The organism is Massilia sp. CT11-108 (assembly GCF_047302915.1).
GTDB lineage: Bacteria > Pseudomonadota > Gammaproteobacteria > Burkholderiales > Burkholderiaceae_D > Telluria > Telluria orientalis.
On record NZ_JBKYMO010000105.1, the window covers coordinates 1 to 14,045 of the forward strand.

The 14,045-nt window shown below is 68.6% G+C and carries 13 protein-coding genes; 4 read left to right on the forward strand and 9 right to left on the reverse strand.

Annotated features, from left to right (window positions below; genetic code table 11):
- From ACEN88_RS11160 to ACEN88_RS11185, 6 genes are all read right to left on the reverse strand, one after another.
- Window positions 1–185 (reverse strand): hypothetical protein (locus ACEN88_RS11160; protein WP_413339598.1); only part of this gene is annotated, 185 nt, incomplete at its 3' end.
- A 97-nt stretch (window positions 186–282) separates the two neighbouring features.
- On the reverse strand, window positions 283–1,932 hold the full coding sequence (locus ACEN88_RS11165) for an ATP-binding protein (protein WP_413339599.1): 1,650 nt from the start codon (window positions 1,930–1,932) through the stop codon (window positions 283–285).
- On the reverse strand, window positions 1,925–3,439 hold the full coding sequence (locus ACEN88_RS11170; RefSeq protein ID WP_413339601.1) for an ATPase domain-containing protein: 1,515 nt from the start codon (window positions 3,437–3,439) through the stop codon (window positions 1,925–1,927). Before ACEN88_RS11170 ends, ACEN88_RS11165 begins: the two co-directional genes overlap by 8 nt.
- 63 nt (window positions 3,440–3,502) lie before the next feature.
- The gene (gene glcF, locus ACEN88_RS11175; RefSeq protein ID WP_413339603.1) at window positions 3,503–4,735 is read right to left on the reverse strand and encodes a glycolate oxidase subunit GlcF; all 1,233 of its coding nucleotides are present in this window, start codon (window positions 4,733–4,735) and stop codon (window positions 3,503–3,505) included.
- Window positions 4,736–4,741: 6 nt separating this feature from the next.
- Window positions 4,742–5,791: a glycolate oxidase subunit GlcE gene (gene glcE, locus ACEN88_RS11180; protein WP_413339605.1), complete on the reverse strand. Its 1,050-nt coding sequence runs from the start codon at window positions 5,789–5,791 to the stop codon at window positions 4,742–4,744.
- 2 nt (window positions 5,792–5,793) lie between these two features.
- The gene (locus tag ACEN88_RS11185; RefSeq protein ID WP_413339607.1) at window positions 5,794–7,275 is read right to left on the reverse strand and encodes an FAD-linked oxidase C-terminal domain-containing protein; all 1,482 of its coding nucleotides are present in this window, start codon (window positions 7,273–7,275) and stop codon (window positions 5,794–5,796) included.
- 74 nt (window positions 7,276–7,349) lie between these two features.
- Here ACEN88_RS11185 and ACEN88_RS11190 point away from each other — a divergent pair, with 74 nt between their 5' ends.
- The 4 genes from ACEN88_RS11190 to ACEN88_RS11205 are packed head-to-tail and all read left to right on the forward strand — an operon-like array spanning window position 7,350 to window position 9,620.
- Window positions 7,350–7,904, forward strand: coding sequence for a cob(I)yrinic acid a,c-diamide adenosyltransferase (locus tag ACEN88_RS11190; protein WP_413339609.1), 555 nt, complete (start codon window positions 7,350–7,352; stop codon window positions 7,902–7,904).
- Between the two features lie 10 nt (window positions 7,905–7,914).
- Complete coding sequence (locus tag ACEN88_RS11195; protein ID WP_413339611.1) at window positions 7,915–8,247, forward strand: hypothetical protein; 333 nt, start codon at window positions 7,915–7,917, stop codon at window positions 8,245–8,247.
- Window positions 8,248–8,286: 39 nt separating this feature from the next.
- Window positions 8,287–8,928 (forward strand): rhomboid family intramembrane serine protease, encoded by a 642-nt coding sequence (locus ACEN88_RS11200; protein WP_413339613.1) that lies wholly within the window; start codon window positions 8,287–8,289, stop codon window positions 8,926–8,928.
- Window positions 8,925–9,620 carry a 2OG-Fe(II) oxygenase gene (locus tag ACEN88_RS11205; protein WP_413339615.1) on the forward strand — a complete coding sequence of 232 codons (696 nt, stop codon included), beginning with the start codon at window positions 8,925–8,927 and terminating at the stop codon, window positions 9,618–9,620. The genes ACEN88_RS11200 and ACEN88_RS11205 overlap by 4 nt, the downstream gene beginning before the upstream one ends.
- Here ACEN88_RS11205 and ACEN88_RS11210 read toward each other — a convergent pair.
- The 3 genes from ACEN88_RS11210 to ACEN88_RS11220 all read right to left on the reverse strand — a co-directional run.
- Complete coding sequence (locus tag ACEN88_RS11210; protein WP_413339617.1) at window positions 9,613–11,532, reverse strand: ATP-binding protein; 1,920 nt, start codon at window positions 11,530–11,532, stop codon at window positions 9,613–9,615. The two genes, ACEN88_RS11205 and ACEN88_RS11210, sit on opposite strands and share 8 nt — an antisense overlap.
- Window positions 11,533–11,669: 137 nt before the next feature.
- Window positions 11,670–13,538, reverse strand: coding sequence for a 1-deoxy-D-xylulose-5-phosphate synthase (gene dxs, locus ACEN88_RS11215; protein WP_413339619.1), 1,869 nt, complete (start codon window positions 13,536–13,538; stop codon window positions 11,670–11,672).
- Window positions 13,539–14,045: polyprenyl synthetase family protein (locus ACEN88_RS11220; protein WP_413339621.1), on the reverse strand; the 507-nt coding region annotated here is incomplete at its 5' end. It lies immediately after the preceding gene.

Consider the following 14,045-nt stretch of genomic DNA (forward strand, 5'->3'; position numbering starts at 1 on the left):
TCCTGCAGGCCTTCGCCGAGGCGGTCGACGATCCGCAGGCCGGCAACATCGAAGGCCTGCAGGAAGCGCTCGCAGTGCGCAGGGACGGACGGCGCGCCGGCGCGTTCCAGCCACGCGGCGCACAACGCCGCCTGGTGGTCGCGCACCAACTGGCCGAGATGGACGGCATGGGATTGGGGAATCATCGGTGGCTCCTGGTCGGGTCGGGCTATGAAAGTCTTGCGCCGACCGAGAGGCATCGGAGATTAACTGCGTGGTCGATGGACTATACCACCGATTGCGCTAGCCCAGATTGGCCACGCGGGCGACGGCCGCGCCCAGCTCGGCGAGCTGGAACGGCTTGCGCAGCACGGCGTCGCTGCCGATCGCGTGTTCGATCGCGCCCATGTCCGCGTACCCCGTCGCCACCAGCACGGGCAGGCTCGGGAACAGCGCGCGGGCGCGCACCGCCAGGTCGACGCCCGTCATGTCCGGCATCAGGTAGTCCGTCAGCAGCAGGCCGGGCCGGCCTCCCTCCAGTGCCGCCAACCCTTCCCCGCCGTCGCCCGCCTGCGACACGTTGCAGCCGAGGGCCAGCAGGGCATCGACGATCCCCGCGCGCACAGATTCGTCGTCCTCGACGACGAGCACGCGCAGGCCGGCCAGCTTGCGGCGGTCGACCGCGGCGGGCCGCTCCGACGCCGTGGCGTCATGCGCGGCGGGCATCCAGATCTCGATCGTCGCGCCCTCGCCCGGGACGCTGTGCACGAACGCCGCGCCGCCCGATTGCTGGGCCATGCCATACACCTGGCTGAGGCCCAGGCCCGTGCCCTTGCCCACGGCCTTGGTCGTGAAGAACGGCTCGAAGACTTTCGCCGCCACTTCCGGCGACATGCCAGGGCCGTTGTCGGACACCGCGACGCGGACGTAGTCGCCCGTCGCCAGCGTCCCGGCGGGCGGTCGTGCGCACGACGCCTGCAGGCGGATACGTCCCCGTCCGCTCATGGCGTCGCGCGCGTTGATCATCAGGTTGAGCAGGGCCATTTCCATCTGGCTCGCGTCGGCCAGCACGCTGTCCACGTCGTCGTCGACCGACAGCACGAGCTCGACACCCGCCCCCAGCACCGGCCGCGCGAGCTCCTCGACGCTCTCGAACAGTGTCCGCACCAGCAGCGGGCGCAGGTCCAGCGACTGGTCGCGCGCGAACGTCAGCAGCTGGCCCGTGAGCTTGGCGCCGCGCCGGCACGCCGCCTGCGCCGTCTTCGCGCGGGCCAGCGTCGATTCCTCGCGCGAGAACATGCCGATGAGCTCCATGTTCCCCTGGATAACGTTCAGCAGGTTGTTGAAGTCGTGCGCGACGCCGCCGGTGAAGCGTCCGAGGAATTCGAGTTTCTGCGCCTGCGCCATCGCCTGCTGCGCGCGTTCGCGCTCCATGATTTCGGCCGTGAGCCGGTCGTTGGCCTGCGCCAGCGCCCGCGTGCGCTCCTCGACGCGCGCCTCGAGGTTCGCGTTCAGCGACTCGAGCTGCGCCAGCACCTCGCGCGCCTCGTACTGGCGCCGGCGCGCGCGCAGCGCGGCCCCTGCCGCCGTGGCCAGCGTGTCCGCGCTCAACGGCCGTTCGAGCAGGAGGACGTTGCCGAGGGCGGCGAAGGTCGCCTTCAGTTGCGCCGGCGCGGCGCCGTACCGTTTGGCCAGCAGGACGACGAACGGAAAATCCGACCACGGTTCCTGTTGCGCGAGCCACTCGGCGATGCGCGCCAGGGTGCGCGCCGACAGCGCCTCTTCCGCCACGATGGCCGCCGCCGCGCCCTGCCCGATCGCTTCGACCAGCGCATCGGCACCGGGAACGACTTCGCACCCGACGCCGTCGCGCTCGACGACCCCGGCGATCACGTCGGCGTCGCGCCCGTGCGGGGCGAGGACCAGGACGCGTTGTTCGCGATGATCAGGCATTGGCGTCGGATACGGCCATCATGGGCGTCGAGCCGCGGTAGGTGGGCAAGCCCGTCAACACGCCTTCGAAGCCTTCGAGCGCGGCACCCACGTCGACGCCGTCAGGACCGAGCTGGAGCTCGTGGATGGTCAGCGCATGGTGCGCCGTCCGGCTCTTGGACACGGTGATCGCACGGCGCAGCTTGCCGCTGGATTCGAAGTAACGCAGCAGGATCGCCGCATCGCTCAGGTAGCTGAGATCGACGTCGCGCGCGCCCTCGCCGACGACGCCATGCTCGGCGAGGATCAGCGCCGTCGTGACGCCCTGCTGGTTGAGGTAGGCGAGCAGCTCGTGCATCTGCAGCAGCAGGAATTGCTCGCCGGGCATCGCCTGCAGGTAGGCGTTGAGGCTGTCGATGGCGATGAAGGCGGCACCGTCGATTTCCACGGCGTCGCGCAGCATCTGGGCGAACTGGCCCGGCGCCAGCTCGGCCGGATCGACATGGCGCACCGTCAGCAGCCCGGACTCCAGGTGCGGCGCCAGGTCCAGCCCGAGGGTGGCCGCGCGCGTGAAGAACGTCCCCATGCCTTCGTCGAAGAGGTAGTACGAGGCTTTCTCGCCCCGCTCCAGCGCCGCCAGCATGCAGCGGACCACGACGGTCGTCTTGCCGACGCCCGACGGCCCGACGAACAGCGTATTGGTCCCGGCAACGAGGCCGCCGCCCAGCAGCATGTCGAGTCCATCCGATCCCGTGGAGCGCGTCACGGGCGTGAACGCCGCCGAGTGTTCCGCCGCGACGAGCCGGGGGAAGATGCGGAGGCCGCCCGTGTCGAGGATGTAGTCGTGGTAACCGCCGCGGAACTTGATGCCCCGCATCTTCATGATATTGACGCGGCGGCGTTCCTTGCCGAATTCCTTCGCGATCTGTTCCAGGCTGACGACGCCATGTGCGATGCTGTGCAGGTGCTGGTCCGACTGGTTGGTCTTGTCGTCCAGCATCAGCACAGTGCACGCGCGCGACGCAAAAAATTGTTTGAGTGCAAGGATCTGGCGCCGGTAACGCAGTGGATTCTGCGCCAGCAGGCGCATTTCCGACAGGCTGTCGAACACGACGCGCACCGGATTGATGCGGTCGACTTCTTCCATCACGCCCCGCGCCGTCTCGCCCAGCTCGATCTCGGCCGGGTGCAGGATCGACTGCTGCGCCTCAGGATCGAGCGCCCCGTCGCTGGCCAGTTCGAAGATCGCCAGCTGGTCCAGCGACCAGCCATGGCTTTCCGCGACGGCATCGAGCTCATCGGCAGTTTCCGACAGGGTGATGTACAGCCCGGCTTCCCCCTTGGCAACGCCGTCGAGCAGGAATTGCATGCCCAGGGTCGTCTTGCCCGTGCCAGGGGTGCCTTCGACGAGGTACACCCGCTCCCCGGTCAGGCCGCCGCCGAGGATGTCGTCCAGCCCCGGCACGCCGGTGGAGACGCGGTAAGCGGGTTTGCGTGAAGTGCGGCGGGAGGCAAGCGGCTCGGTCATGCAAGTACGTCCTGAAAGAATGCGCTCTGGATGAACGCAACGGCAAGATCATTATAGGACGAATCAACCGCTCGTCAGCGCGCGGTCGACGAGCTCGATCCAGTGCGTCACCGGCGTCGCCGTCCCGGACTGCAGGTGCGCGATGCAGCCGACGTTGGCCGAGACGTATTGCTGCGCGCCCGTCGCTTCCAGGTTGGCGAGCTTGCGGTCGCGCAGGGCGTGCGCAAGCTCGGGATGCAGCACGGAATACGTGCCGGCCGAGCCGCAGCACAGATGGCTTTCCGCGCACAGCACGACATCGACGCCGGCCGCGCGCAGCACGCCCTCGACCTTGCCGCGGATCTGCTGGCCGTGCTGCAGGGTGCACGGCGGGTGGAACGCGACGCGCTCATGGATGCGGCCCGAAAGAAGCCGCGCGATCTCGCCCTCGAAGTCGCACATGATCTCGGACAGGTCCTTCGTCAGCGCCGAGATGCGCGCCGCCTTTGCCGCATACGCCGCGTCGTGCGCGAGCAGGTGGCCGTAGTCCTTGACCGTCACGCCGCAGCCGGATGCCGTCATCACGATGGCCTCGACGCCGCCCTGCTCCACGTACGGCCACCACGCGTCGACGTTGCGGCGCATGTCGGCGAGTCCCCCGTCCTGGTCGTTCAGGTGGAAGCGCACGGCGCCGCAGCAGCCGGCTTGCGGCGCTTCGATGAGCTGGATGCCGAGCGCGTCGAGCACGCGCGCCGTCGCGGCATTGACGTTCGGCGCCATCGCCGGCTGCACGCAGCCCGCCAGCACGAGCATCCTGCGCGCGTGGTCGCGCACGGGCCAGCGGCCGGGCGCGCGCGCCGGCTGCAGCTTGTCCTGCAACGCGGACGGCAGCAGCGGGCGCACCACCTGTCCCGCCCTGAACGCGGGCTTGAACAGACCGGTACGCGGCAGGAATTCCTTCAGCGTCGTGCGTTTCACCCTGTCCGCCAACGGACGCGCCACGCGTTCCTCGACCACCTTGCGGCCGATGTCGACGAGGCGCCCGTACTTCACGCCGGACGGGCACGTGGTCTCGCAGTTGCGGCACGTGAGGCAGCGGTCGAGGTGCAGCTGCGTCTTGCGCGTGGGCGTCTCGCCTTCCAGCACCTGCTTGATCAGGTAGATGCGGCCGCGCGGGCCATCCAGCTCGTCGCCCAGCAGTTGATAGGTCGGACACGTGGCGGTGCAGAAGCCGCAGTGCACGCAGGCGCGCAGGATCGCGTCGGCCTCGATGCCCTCGGGCGTGCCCTTGATGAAATCGGCGAGATTCGTTTGCATGGTCCCTCAATACATCCGGCCGGGATTGAAGATGCCGGCCGGGTCGAACCCGGCTTTCAGGCGCTCGTGGATGCGGGCGATGGCCGGCGCCAGCGGCTGGAACACGCCGACGCCTTTTTCCCCGCCGCGGAACAGCGTCGCGTGGCCGCCGCACGCTGCTACGGTCGCGCGGATGCGTTCCGCCGTCGCCGCGTCACCCGGCGCGCGCAGCCAGCGTTGCGCCCCGCCCCACTCGATCAGTTGCGGGCTGCCCGGCACGATGGCGCCGACCGTGGACGGCACGGACAGGCGCCACAACGGCATGTCCCCTGCGAAGAACGGATGCTGCTGTTCGCGCAGGCCGGCCCAGAAGCGGGCACAGTCGGGCATCACGTCGCCGCCGAGCGTGCGGATGGCATTGTCGACGGCGGCATTCGCGCCGGACAGCCGCAGCGCCAGCATGCCGTCGTGCCAGCAGCTGGCGGAGACCGGAAGCGGCTGGCCGGCCCATTCGTTCAGGTTGCGGATCGCATCGACCTCGTTCACGCCCTCGAACACGAGCGTCGCTTCGCGCGGTGCGCGCGGCAGCACTTTTATCGACACTTCCAGCAGCAGGCCCAGGGTGCCGAGCGACCCGGCCAGCAGGCGCGACACGTCGTAGCCGGCCACGTTCTTCATCACCTGGCCGCCGAACGACAGCACGTCGCCCTTGCCGTCCAGGAGCTTGCAGCCGAGGACGAAGTCGCGCACGGCGCCGCTGTTCGCGCGGCGCGGTCCCGATAAACCGCTCGCGATCGCGCCGCCCAATGTGGCTTGCGAGCCGAAATGCGGCGGCTCGAACGCCAGCATCTGCCCACGCTCCGCAAGGGCCGCTTCGATCTCCGCCAGCGGCGTGCCGCAGCGCGCCGTGATCACGAGTTCCGTCGGCTCGTAGTCGACGATGCCGGTGTAGTCGCGCGTATCGAGGACGTCGCCTTCGAGCCGCTGCCCGTACCAGTCCTTGGTGCCGCCGCCGCGGATGCGCAAGGGGCGCCCGTTGCGCACAAGTTCCTGAAAGTGTACGACGAGATTCTGCATGGTCAAAAGCGCGGCAGATCAGAAAACGGCAGCACGCCGCCGCTGACGCGCATGCGGCCCAGTTCCGCGCAGCGGTGGAGTGTCGGAATGGCCTTGTTGGGATTGAGGAGCATGCCCGGATCGAACGCGCGCTTCACCGTGAAGAATGCGTCGAGCTCCCTGGCGCCGAACTGCACGCACATCGAATCGATCTTCTCGACGCCGACGCCGTGTTCGCCCGTGATGGTGCCGCCCACTTCCACGCACAGCGCGAGGATGGCGGCGCCGAAGGCTTCCGCGCGATCGAGCTCGCCCGGCAGGTTGGCGTCGAACAGGATCAGCGGGTGCATGTTGCCGTCGCCCGCATGAAAGACGTTCGCGCAGCGCAGGCCGAACGTCGTCTCCATCTCCTCGATGCGCGCCAGCACGTGCGCGAGCTGCTTGCGCGGGATCGTCCCGTCCATGCAGTAGTAGTCGGGCGAGATGCGGCCGGCGGCCGGGAACGCGTTCTTGCGGCCGGACCAGAAGCGCAGGCGCTCGGACTCGGTCTGCGACACCGTGATCGCGCTGGCGCCGGCCTCGCGCAGCACCTCCGCCATGCGCGCGATTTCTTCCGCCACTTCGAGCGCCGTGCCGTCCGCCTCGCACAGCAGGATGGCCGCCGCGTCCAGGTCGTAGCCCGCCTTCACGAACGGCTCGACCATGCGCGAGGACGTCCGGTCCATCATCTCCAGGCCGGCCGGGATGATGCCGGCCGCGATCACGCTGGCGACCGCGTTGCCGCCCGTCGCCACGTCGTCGAACGACGCCATGATCACCTGCGCCTGCGCCGGCTTCGGCACGAGTTTCACGGTCACTTCGGTGACGATGCCCAGCATGCCTTCCGAGCCGATGAACACGGCCAGCAGGTCGAGGCCGGGCGCATCGAGGGATGCGCCACCGAGCTCGATGACGTCGCCTTCGATCGTACAGACGCGCACGCGCAGCACGTTGTGCACGGTGAGGCCGTATTTGAGGCAGTGCACGCCGCCCGAGTTCTCGGCCACGTTGCCGCCGATGGTGCAGGCGATCTGCGACGACGGGTCCGGCGCGTAGTACAGGTTGAACGGCGCGGCCGCTTCCGAGATGGCGAGATTGCGTACGCCCGGCTGCACGACGGCCGTGCGCGCATACGGCTCCACGCGCAGGATGCGGTTGAGCCGCGCCGTCGAGATCACGACGCCGTCCGCCAGCGGCTGCGCACCGCCGGACAGGCCCGTGCCCGCGCCGCGCGGAACGATGGGCACGCCCAGGTCGCGGCATACCTTCAGGATCGCGAGCACCTGCGCCTCGTCGTCCGGCAGGGTCACGACCATCGGCAGCTGGCGGTAGGCGGCCAGGCCATCGCATTCGTAAGGACGGGTGTCCTCGGGATCGGCGAGGACGGCGCGTGCGGGAAGGACGGCGCGCAGTGCGGCGGCCACCTGCCGCCTCCGCCCGGGGTCGACTGGAATCGAGGGAATCATGGAACGATTGTAAGCACAATCCCAAGGATTTGGCGTATGCTCCGGCTATCTTTTTTCGTGGGCAGGATATCAGCATGGGCAATCGACTTTCGAAGATCGCGACCCGCACGGGCGACGACGGCAGCACCGGCCTCGGCGACGGCAGCCGCACCGGTAAAGACAGCGCGCGCATCGCGGCGCTGGGCGACGTCGACGAGCTGAATTCCTTCGTCGGCCTGCTGCTGTGCGAGGAAATGCCGGGCGAGCTGCGCGAGGAACTCGTCACGATCCAGCACGACCTGTTCGACCTGGGCGGCGAGCTGTGCATCCCCGGCTACCAGCTGATCAAGGACGAGCAGGTGGCGCGCCTGGACGCGCTGCTGGAAAAGTACAACGCGGACCTGCCGGTCCTGAAGGAATTCATCCTGCCGGCCGGCTCGCGCGCCGCGTCGCTCGCGCACGTGTGTCGCACCGTGTGCCGCCGCGCCGAGCGCGCCATCGTGACGCTGTCGAAGCTCGAAACGATCAACGCGCAGCCACGCCAGTACGTGAACCGCCTGTCGGACCTGATGTTCGTGCTGGCGCGCGTGCTGAACCGCCACGCGGGCGGCAGCGACGTGCTGTGGCAGCACGAACGCAAGCGCACCTGACGGAGTGCGGATGACGACAACCTTCGACGTCCGCTTCCACGCGAATTCGTTCCACTTCCGGGGCAAGGGCCGGGTCGTCGTCGAACCCGACTTCGTGCTCGTGCGCGGCAAGATCCACAGATCGTTCCGCCTGGCCAAGCGTGCGGAACACCGGCTGCGCATGGTCGACATCGTCAACGTCCAGACGGACGGCGAAAACGTGATGTTCCACGTGCTGGGCGTGCGCGAGAATCTCGTCATCGGCTTTGCCATGAAGGACGCCGCGGCGGCGGTGCAGCTCGCCGCCCTGCTGCCGCAACGTCGCACCGAGGACTTCGCCATCGCCCACGCCGAGCGCGAGTAATTCCACGACCGGATCGATTACTGGAGTCCGTCGACGCCCGTGATCTGGACCTTGCTGGCGCTGAACATCGGCATCTACTTCCTCATGTGGCTCGTGCGCAGCAGCCTGCCCGGTGGCGTGATGGGATCGATGCTGGGCTGGGGCTGGAATTCGAACTACGATGCGGTCCTGCGCTCGGCCCAACTCGTCAACTGGGGCTCGAACCTGGGCGACAGGACGCTGCACGGCGAACCGTGGCGCCTCTTCACGTCGCTGTTCCTGCACGGGAGCCTGCTGCACCTGGCCTTCAACATGATCGCGCTGTGGCAGGTGGGCCAGCTCGTCGAGCGCCTGTTCGGCAGCCTGCGCTTCAGCGCGCTGTACCTGGTCGCCGGCCTGTGCGGCGGCATCGCCAGCGTGGTGTGGAATCCGCACGTGAACAGCGTGGGCGCGTCCGGCGCCATCTTCGGCATCGTCGGCGGCCTGTTCGCGTTCATGCGGCGCGAGAACAGCGGCATCCCGCCCACCGTCGTCAACGACCTGCGCGGCACGCTGCTGCCGTTCCTGGCGTTCAACCTGGCGGCAGGCTTTTTGTATCCGCACACTGACAACGCGGCCCACATCGGCGGCCTGATCGGCGGCTGGCTGGCCGGCCACCTGCTGGCCCGGTCGCTGCACGTGCCGGCGGAGCAAGCCACATGAGCGACGATTTCATCGGCATCTACGACGGCGCCCTCACGCCCGGGCAATGCGCCCACATCCTCGACCGCTTCGAGGCCAGCGACAAGCACCAGCGCGGCCGCACGGGCATGGGCGTGGACGTGGCAAAGAAGGACAGCTGGGACATCACCATCAGCCAGCACAAGGAATGGCACGACGTGTGCAACCTGATGGCGACGGCCGTGCGGCGCCACCTGGTCGAGTACATGGACCGCTACCGCGCTCTGCTGCTGGGCGCCCTCGCGCCGACCGTCGCGCATCCCGCCACGGGCCAGCCGGTGGCGCTCTCGCTGGACAACTTCGACGAATGCGGCCGCCCGCACCTCGATGCGCTGGTCCAGGCGATGTACCGTCTCGGCGCCATCAACCTGCAGAAGTACCTGCGCGGCAGCGGCGGCTACCACCACTGGCATTCCGAGATCTATCCGCAGAACGCGAGCTGCGAGACCCTGCACCGCGTGCTGCTGTTCCAGTTCTACCTGAACGACGTGGCGGAGGGCGGCGAGACGGCATTCCTGTACCAGGGCCGCAAGGTCGAGGCGCGCCAGGGCCGGCTGGTCATCGCCCCGGCCGGCTTTACCCACACGCACAAGGGCCACGTCGCGACGAGCGGCGACAAGTACGTGGCCACGTCGTGGATCCTGTACCGCCGCGCCGAGGACCTGTTCAAGTAGGGCGGGACGCGCCGGCCAGCGCGTCCCGCAGCGACTCGAGATCGATCGGCTTGACGAGGTGCCTGTCGAAACCTGCCTCCGCGGCGAGCCGGCGGTCGCTGTCCTGGCCGTAGCCGGTGATGGCGACGAGGAACGCGTGCGCGGTGGAAGCTTGCGCGCGCAGCTGCCGCGCCAGTTCGTAGCCATCCATGCCCGGCAGGCCGATGTCGAGCAGGCATACCTGCGGCGCCTCCGTGCGCGACCGCTCCAGCGCGTGCAGCGGATCGTGCTCGATGCTCACGCGGTGTCCGGACGCTTCCAGCAGCAGGCCGAGCGTCTCGGCCGCGTCGACGTTGTCGTCCACGACCATGATCGACAGGCCGCGTTCCTGCGCCGCCAGCGCCTCGTCGCACGGCGCGGCCGGCGCGGCGCCTGCCGCGAGGAGCGGCAGGGTCACGGTGAACCGGCTGCCCTGGCCCGGCCCCGCACTCGCGCACGAGACGGTGCCGCCGTGCAGCTCGACGAGGCTCCGCACGAGCGCCAGGCCCAGTCCCAGGCCACCGGAGGCGCGGTCCGACGTGCGCTCGGCCTGGGCGAACAGGTCGAACGCGCGCGCCGCCAGTTCCGGTGCCATGCCGATGCCGTTGTCGACGACGTCCACCACGACCTCGTTGCCCCGCACCCTGGCCGCGAGCCGCAGCCGGCCGCCCTCCTGCGTGTACTTGGCGGCGTTGTTGAGCAGGTTGGCGAGGATCTGCACGAGGCGTTTCGCATCGCCCATCACCGGCATGGCGTGCGCGGGGACGTCCACGTCCAGCTGCTGGTGCCGGGTACGGACGAGCGGCATCGCCTGCTCCACCGCGTCGGCCACGATGGCGCGCATGTCCAGCGCTGCCTCGTCCAGCTCGACCTGCCCGCGGGTGACGCGCGACACGTCCAGCAGGTCGTCGACCAGCTCCGTCATGTGGGCGACCTGGCGGCCGATGATCTCGCTCGTCTTGCGCACGAGACCCTCGTCCAGCCGCGCGCGCTGCAGCAGCGCGGCGGCCGCGCCGATGGGCGCCAGCGGGTTCCTGAGCTCGTGCGCCAGCATCGCGAGGAACTCGTCCTTGCGGCGGTCGGATTCCTTCAGCTTTTCCTCGGCCAGCTTGCGCTCCGTGATGTCGCTGGCGGCGCCGATCCATTCCTCGATGTCGCCGCGCGCGTCGAGCATCGGCACCGCGCGCGAATACGTCCAGCCCACGCTGCCGTCCAGGCGGCGCACGCGGTGTTCCAGCTCGAACGTGGACTTGGCGCGGGTCGCCGCGGCGATCGCCAGGTGGATGCGCTCCTGGTCTTCCGCCGGGATGTAGTCGTCGATCCAGTAGCGGCTCGCGTCGGCCGTGTCCTTCAGGAACCCGCGGCCATCGAGCTGGCGCAGCTGGCTCCAGTCGGGGCTCATGCGGTACACGACGTCCGCCGTCGCATTCGTCAATGCCCGGTAGCGTGCTTCGCTCTCGCGGAGTGCGGCTTCCGAACGCACCTGCTCCGTCACGTCGTTGGTCGTGTGCGAGATGCACAGGATGGCGCCGTCCGTGCCGAAGACCGGCGTGCTGACAGCGGTCCAGAACCGCTCCTCGTAGCCCGTCGCGCCGTTCGGCAGGACGACGGGAATCGGGTAGCGCTGGGCCGGCAGCCGGTCCGGCTGCCCCGTCGCCACGACGCGGGCGAGCGAACGGCGCAAGACCGTTTCGCCGGTGTCGGCCGGGTCGTCGGGGTTGCGCGGGAAGGCTTCGAACAGGCTGACGCCGACCAGCTCCTCGCGTGTGCGCCCCGACGCTTTCAAAAACGCGTCGTTGACGGCGAGGATGGTCGCCTCCGGCGTGGGCGACAGCAGGTAATGCCCGATCGGGGAGTGAGTGAAGACGGCTTCGAACAGGGCGGGGGAAAGCATGAACGGTGCTTTCGATAGTCGATGAAGCGGGATTATAGGCTTCCCGCAACGGACGCGTCGGCCGATTCGCCATAGCAAAAAACGCCACCGCCGGACGGGCCGGGATGGCGTTTTTCGGAGGGGCAAACTGCGCAGGGTCAGGTGTTGTTGACGACCAGGCGCGGTTCGCCGATGCCGAAACGTTCGCGGATCGACAAGGCTATGCCGTGCGCATCCAGGCCGACGGACGCCAGCAGCAGCGCCGGGTCGCCGTGGTCGATGAAACGGTCGGGCAGGCCCAGGATCAGCAGCGGCTTGGCGATGCCCGCCTCCGCCAGCGCCTCGGCCACGGCGGAACCGGCGCCGCCCATCGTGCAGCCCTCTTCCACCGTCACCAGGTAGTCGTGGTTCTGCGCCAGCTGCTTCACCAGTTCCACGTCCAGCGGCTTCACGAAGCGCATGTCGGCGACGGTCGCGTTCAGGCCGTCGGCCGCTTTGATGCTCGGCGCCACCATCGAACCGAAGGCCAGGATCGCGACGCCCTTGCCTTCGCGCTTGACGATGCCCTTGCCGATCTCGATGACGTCCAGCGCCGGCTCGATGACCGCGCCGATACCCGCACCGCGCGGATAGCGCACGGCGGCCGGGCCGTCGAAACGGTAGGCCGTCGTCAGCATCTTGCGGCATTCGTTCTCGTCCGACGGCGCCATCACGACCATGTTCGGGATGCAGCGCAGGTAGGCGATGTCGTAGTTGCCCGCGTGCGTGGCGCCGTCGGCGCCGACGAGGCCCGCGCGGTCCAGCGCGAACGTCACGTCCAGGTTCTGCAGCGCCACGTCGTGGATCAACTGGTCGTAGGCGCGCTGCAGGAACGTCGAGTAGATCGCGACGACGGGCTTCATGCCTTCCGTTGCCAGGCCGCCCGCGAACGTCACCGAATGCTGCTCGGCGATGCCGACGTCGAAGTAGCGGTCCGGGTATTCCTGGTTGAAGCGGACCATGCCCGAGCCTTCGCGCATCGCCGGCGTGATGCCGACCAGGCGCTTGTCGACATGCGCCATGTCGCACAGCCAGTTGCCGAACACCTCGGTGTACGTGATCCTGGTCGCCTTGGCGGGCTTGATGCCTTCGCTCGGATTGAATTTACCCGTGCCGTGGTACAGGATCGGCTCGGCCTCGGCCAGCTTGTAGCCCTGCCCCTTCTTCGTCACGACGTGCAGGAATTGCGGGCCCTTGAGCTTCTTGATGTTTTCCAGCGTCGGGATCAGGGAATCGAGGTCATGGCCGTCGATCGGGCCGATGTAATTGAAACCGAATTCCTCGAACATCGTGGCCGGGACGACCATGCCCTTCGCGTGTTCTTCCAGCTTCTTCGCCAGTTCCAGCATCGGCGCGGGCAGCATCGTCTTGCCGACGTTTTTCGCGGCCGCGTAGAACTGGCCCGACATCAGGCGCGCCAGGTAGCGGTTCAATGCGCCGACCGGCGGCGAGATCGACATGTCGTTGTCGTTCAGGACGACGAGCAGGTCGACGTCGTCCTCGACGCCCGCGTTGTTCAGCGCCTCGAACGCCATGCCGGCGGTCATGGAGCCGTCGCCGATGACGGCGATCGCCTTGCGTTTCTCGCCCTTGATCTTCGCGGCCGTCGCCATGCCCAGGGCCGCCGAGATCGACGTCGACGAGTGCGCGGTGCCGAAGGTGTCGTACTCGCTTTCGTCGCGCTTGGGGAAGCCGGACAGGCCGTTCAGCTGGCGCAGGCTCGGCATGCGCTCGCGCCGGCCCGTGAGGATCTTGTGCGAGTAGGTCTGGTGGCCGACGTCCCACACGATGCGGTCTTCCGGCGTGTTGAACACGTAGTGCAGCGCGATCGTCAGCTCGACGGTGCCGAGGTTGGACGACAAATGGCCGCCCGTCTTCGACACGGAATCGAGCAGGAACTGGCGCAGTTCATGGGCCAGCGGCGTGAGCTGGGTGCGCGGCAGCTTGCGCAGGTCGGCCGGGTCGTTGATGGTATCTAGCAGTTTCATTTATGCCTTCCGCTGCACGATCAGGTCCGCGATCTCGCGCAGCCGCAGTGCTTGTTCTCCGAACGGCGCGAGCGCGTCGTGCGCCCGCTGCCGCAATTGTTCCGCCAGCGCCTTCGACGGCGCCAGCCCAAGGATCGACACATAGGTCGGCTTGTTGTCGGCGGCGTCCTTGCCGGCCGTCTTGCCCAGCGTGGCCGAGTCGGCGGTCGCGTCGAGGATGTCGTCCACGACCTGGAACGCGAGGCCGATGGCGCGCGAGTACGCGGCCAGCGCTTCCTGCTCGTGCGATGCGAGGTCGCGGCCGGCCAGGGCGCCCAACAGCACGGACACGCGCAGCATGGCGCCCGTCTTGAGCTGGTGCATGCGTTCCAGTTGCTCGAGCGTGAGGCTGAGGCCGACGCTGTCCAGGTCGATCGCCTGGCCGCCGCACATGCCCTTGCTGCCGGCCGCCTCGGCCAGCAGGCGCAGCATCGTGACGGTGCGCGCGGCCGGCAGCAAGGGCATGTG

Excerpts from the sequence above, each read along its gene's own strand:
- ACEN88_RS11165 (WP_413339599.1), bottom strand. The coding sequence starts at position 1,932 with ATGCCTGATCATCGCGAACAACGCGTCCTGGTCCTCGCCCCGCACGGG.
- ACEN88_RS11170 (WP_413339601.1), bottom strand. The coding sequence starts at position 3,439 with ATGACCGAGCCGCTTGCCTCCCGCCGCACTTCACGCAAACCCGCTTAC.
- glcF (WP_413339603.1), bottom strand. The coding sequence starts at position 4,735 with ATGCAAACGAATCTCGCCGATTTCATCAAGGGCACGCCCGAGGGCATC.
- glcE (WP_413339605.1), bottom strand. The coding sequence starts at position 5,791 with ATGCAGAATCTCGTCGTACACTTTCAGGAACTTGTGCGCAACGGGCGC.
- ACEN88_RS11185 (WP_413339607.1), bottom strand. The coding sequence starts at position 7,275 with ATGATTCCCTCGATTCCAGTCGACCCCGGGCGGAGGCGGCAGGTGGCC.
- ACEN88_RS11190 (WP_413339609.1), top strand. The coding sequence starts at position 7,350 with ATGGGCAATCGACTTTCGAAGATCGCGACCCGCACGGGCGACGACGGC.
- ACEN88_RS11195 (WP_413339611.1), top strand. The coding sequence starts at position 7,915 with ATGACGACAACCTTCGACGTCCGCTTCCACGCGAATTCGTTCCACTTC.
- ACEN88_RS11205 (WP_413339615.1), top strand. The coding sequence starts at position 8,925 with ATGAGCGACGATTTCATCGGCATCTACGACGGCGCCCTCACGCCCGGG.
- ACEN88_RS11210 (WP_413339617.1), bottom strand. The coding sequence starts at position 11,532 with ATGCTTTCCCCCGCCCTGTTCGAAGCCGTCTTCACTCACTCCCCGATC.
- dxs (WP_413339619.1), bottom strand. The coding sequence starts at position 13,538 with ATGAAACTGCTAGATACCATCAACGACCCGGCCGACCTGCGCAAGCTG.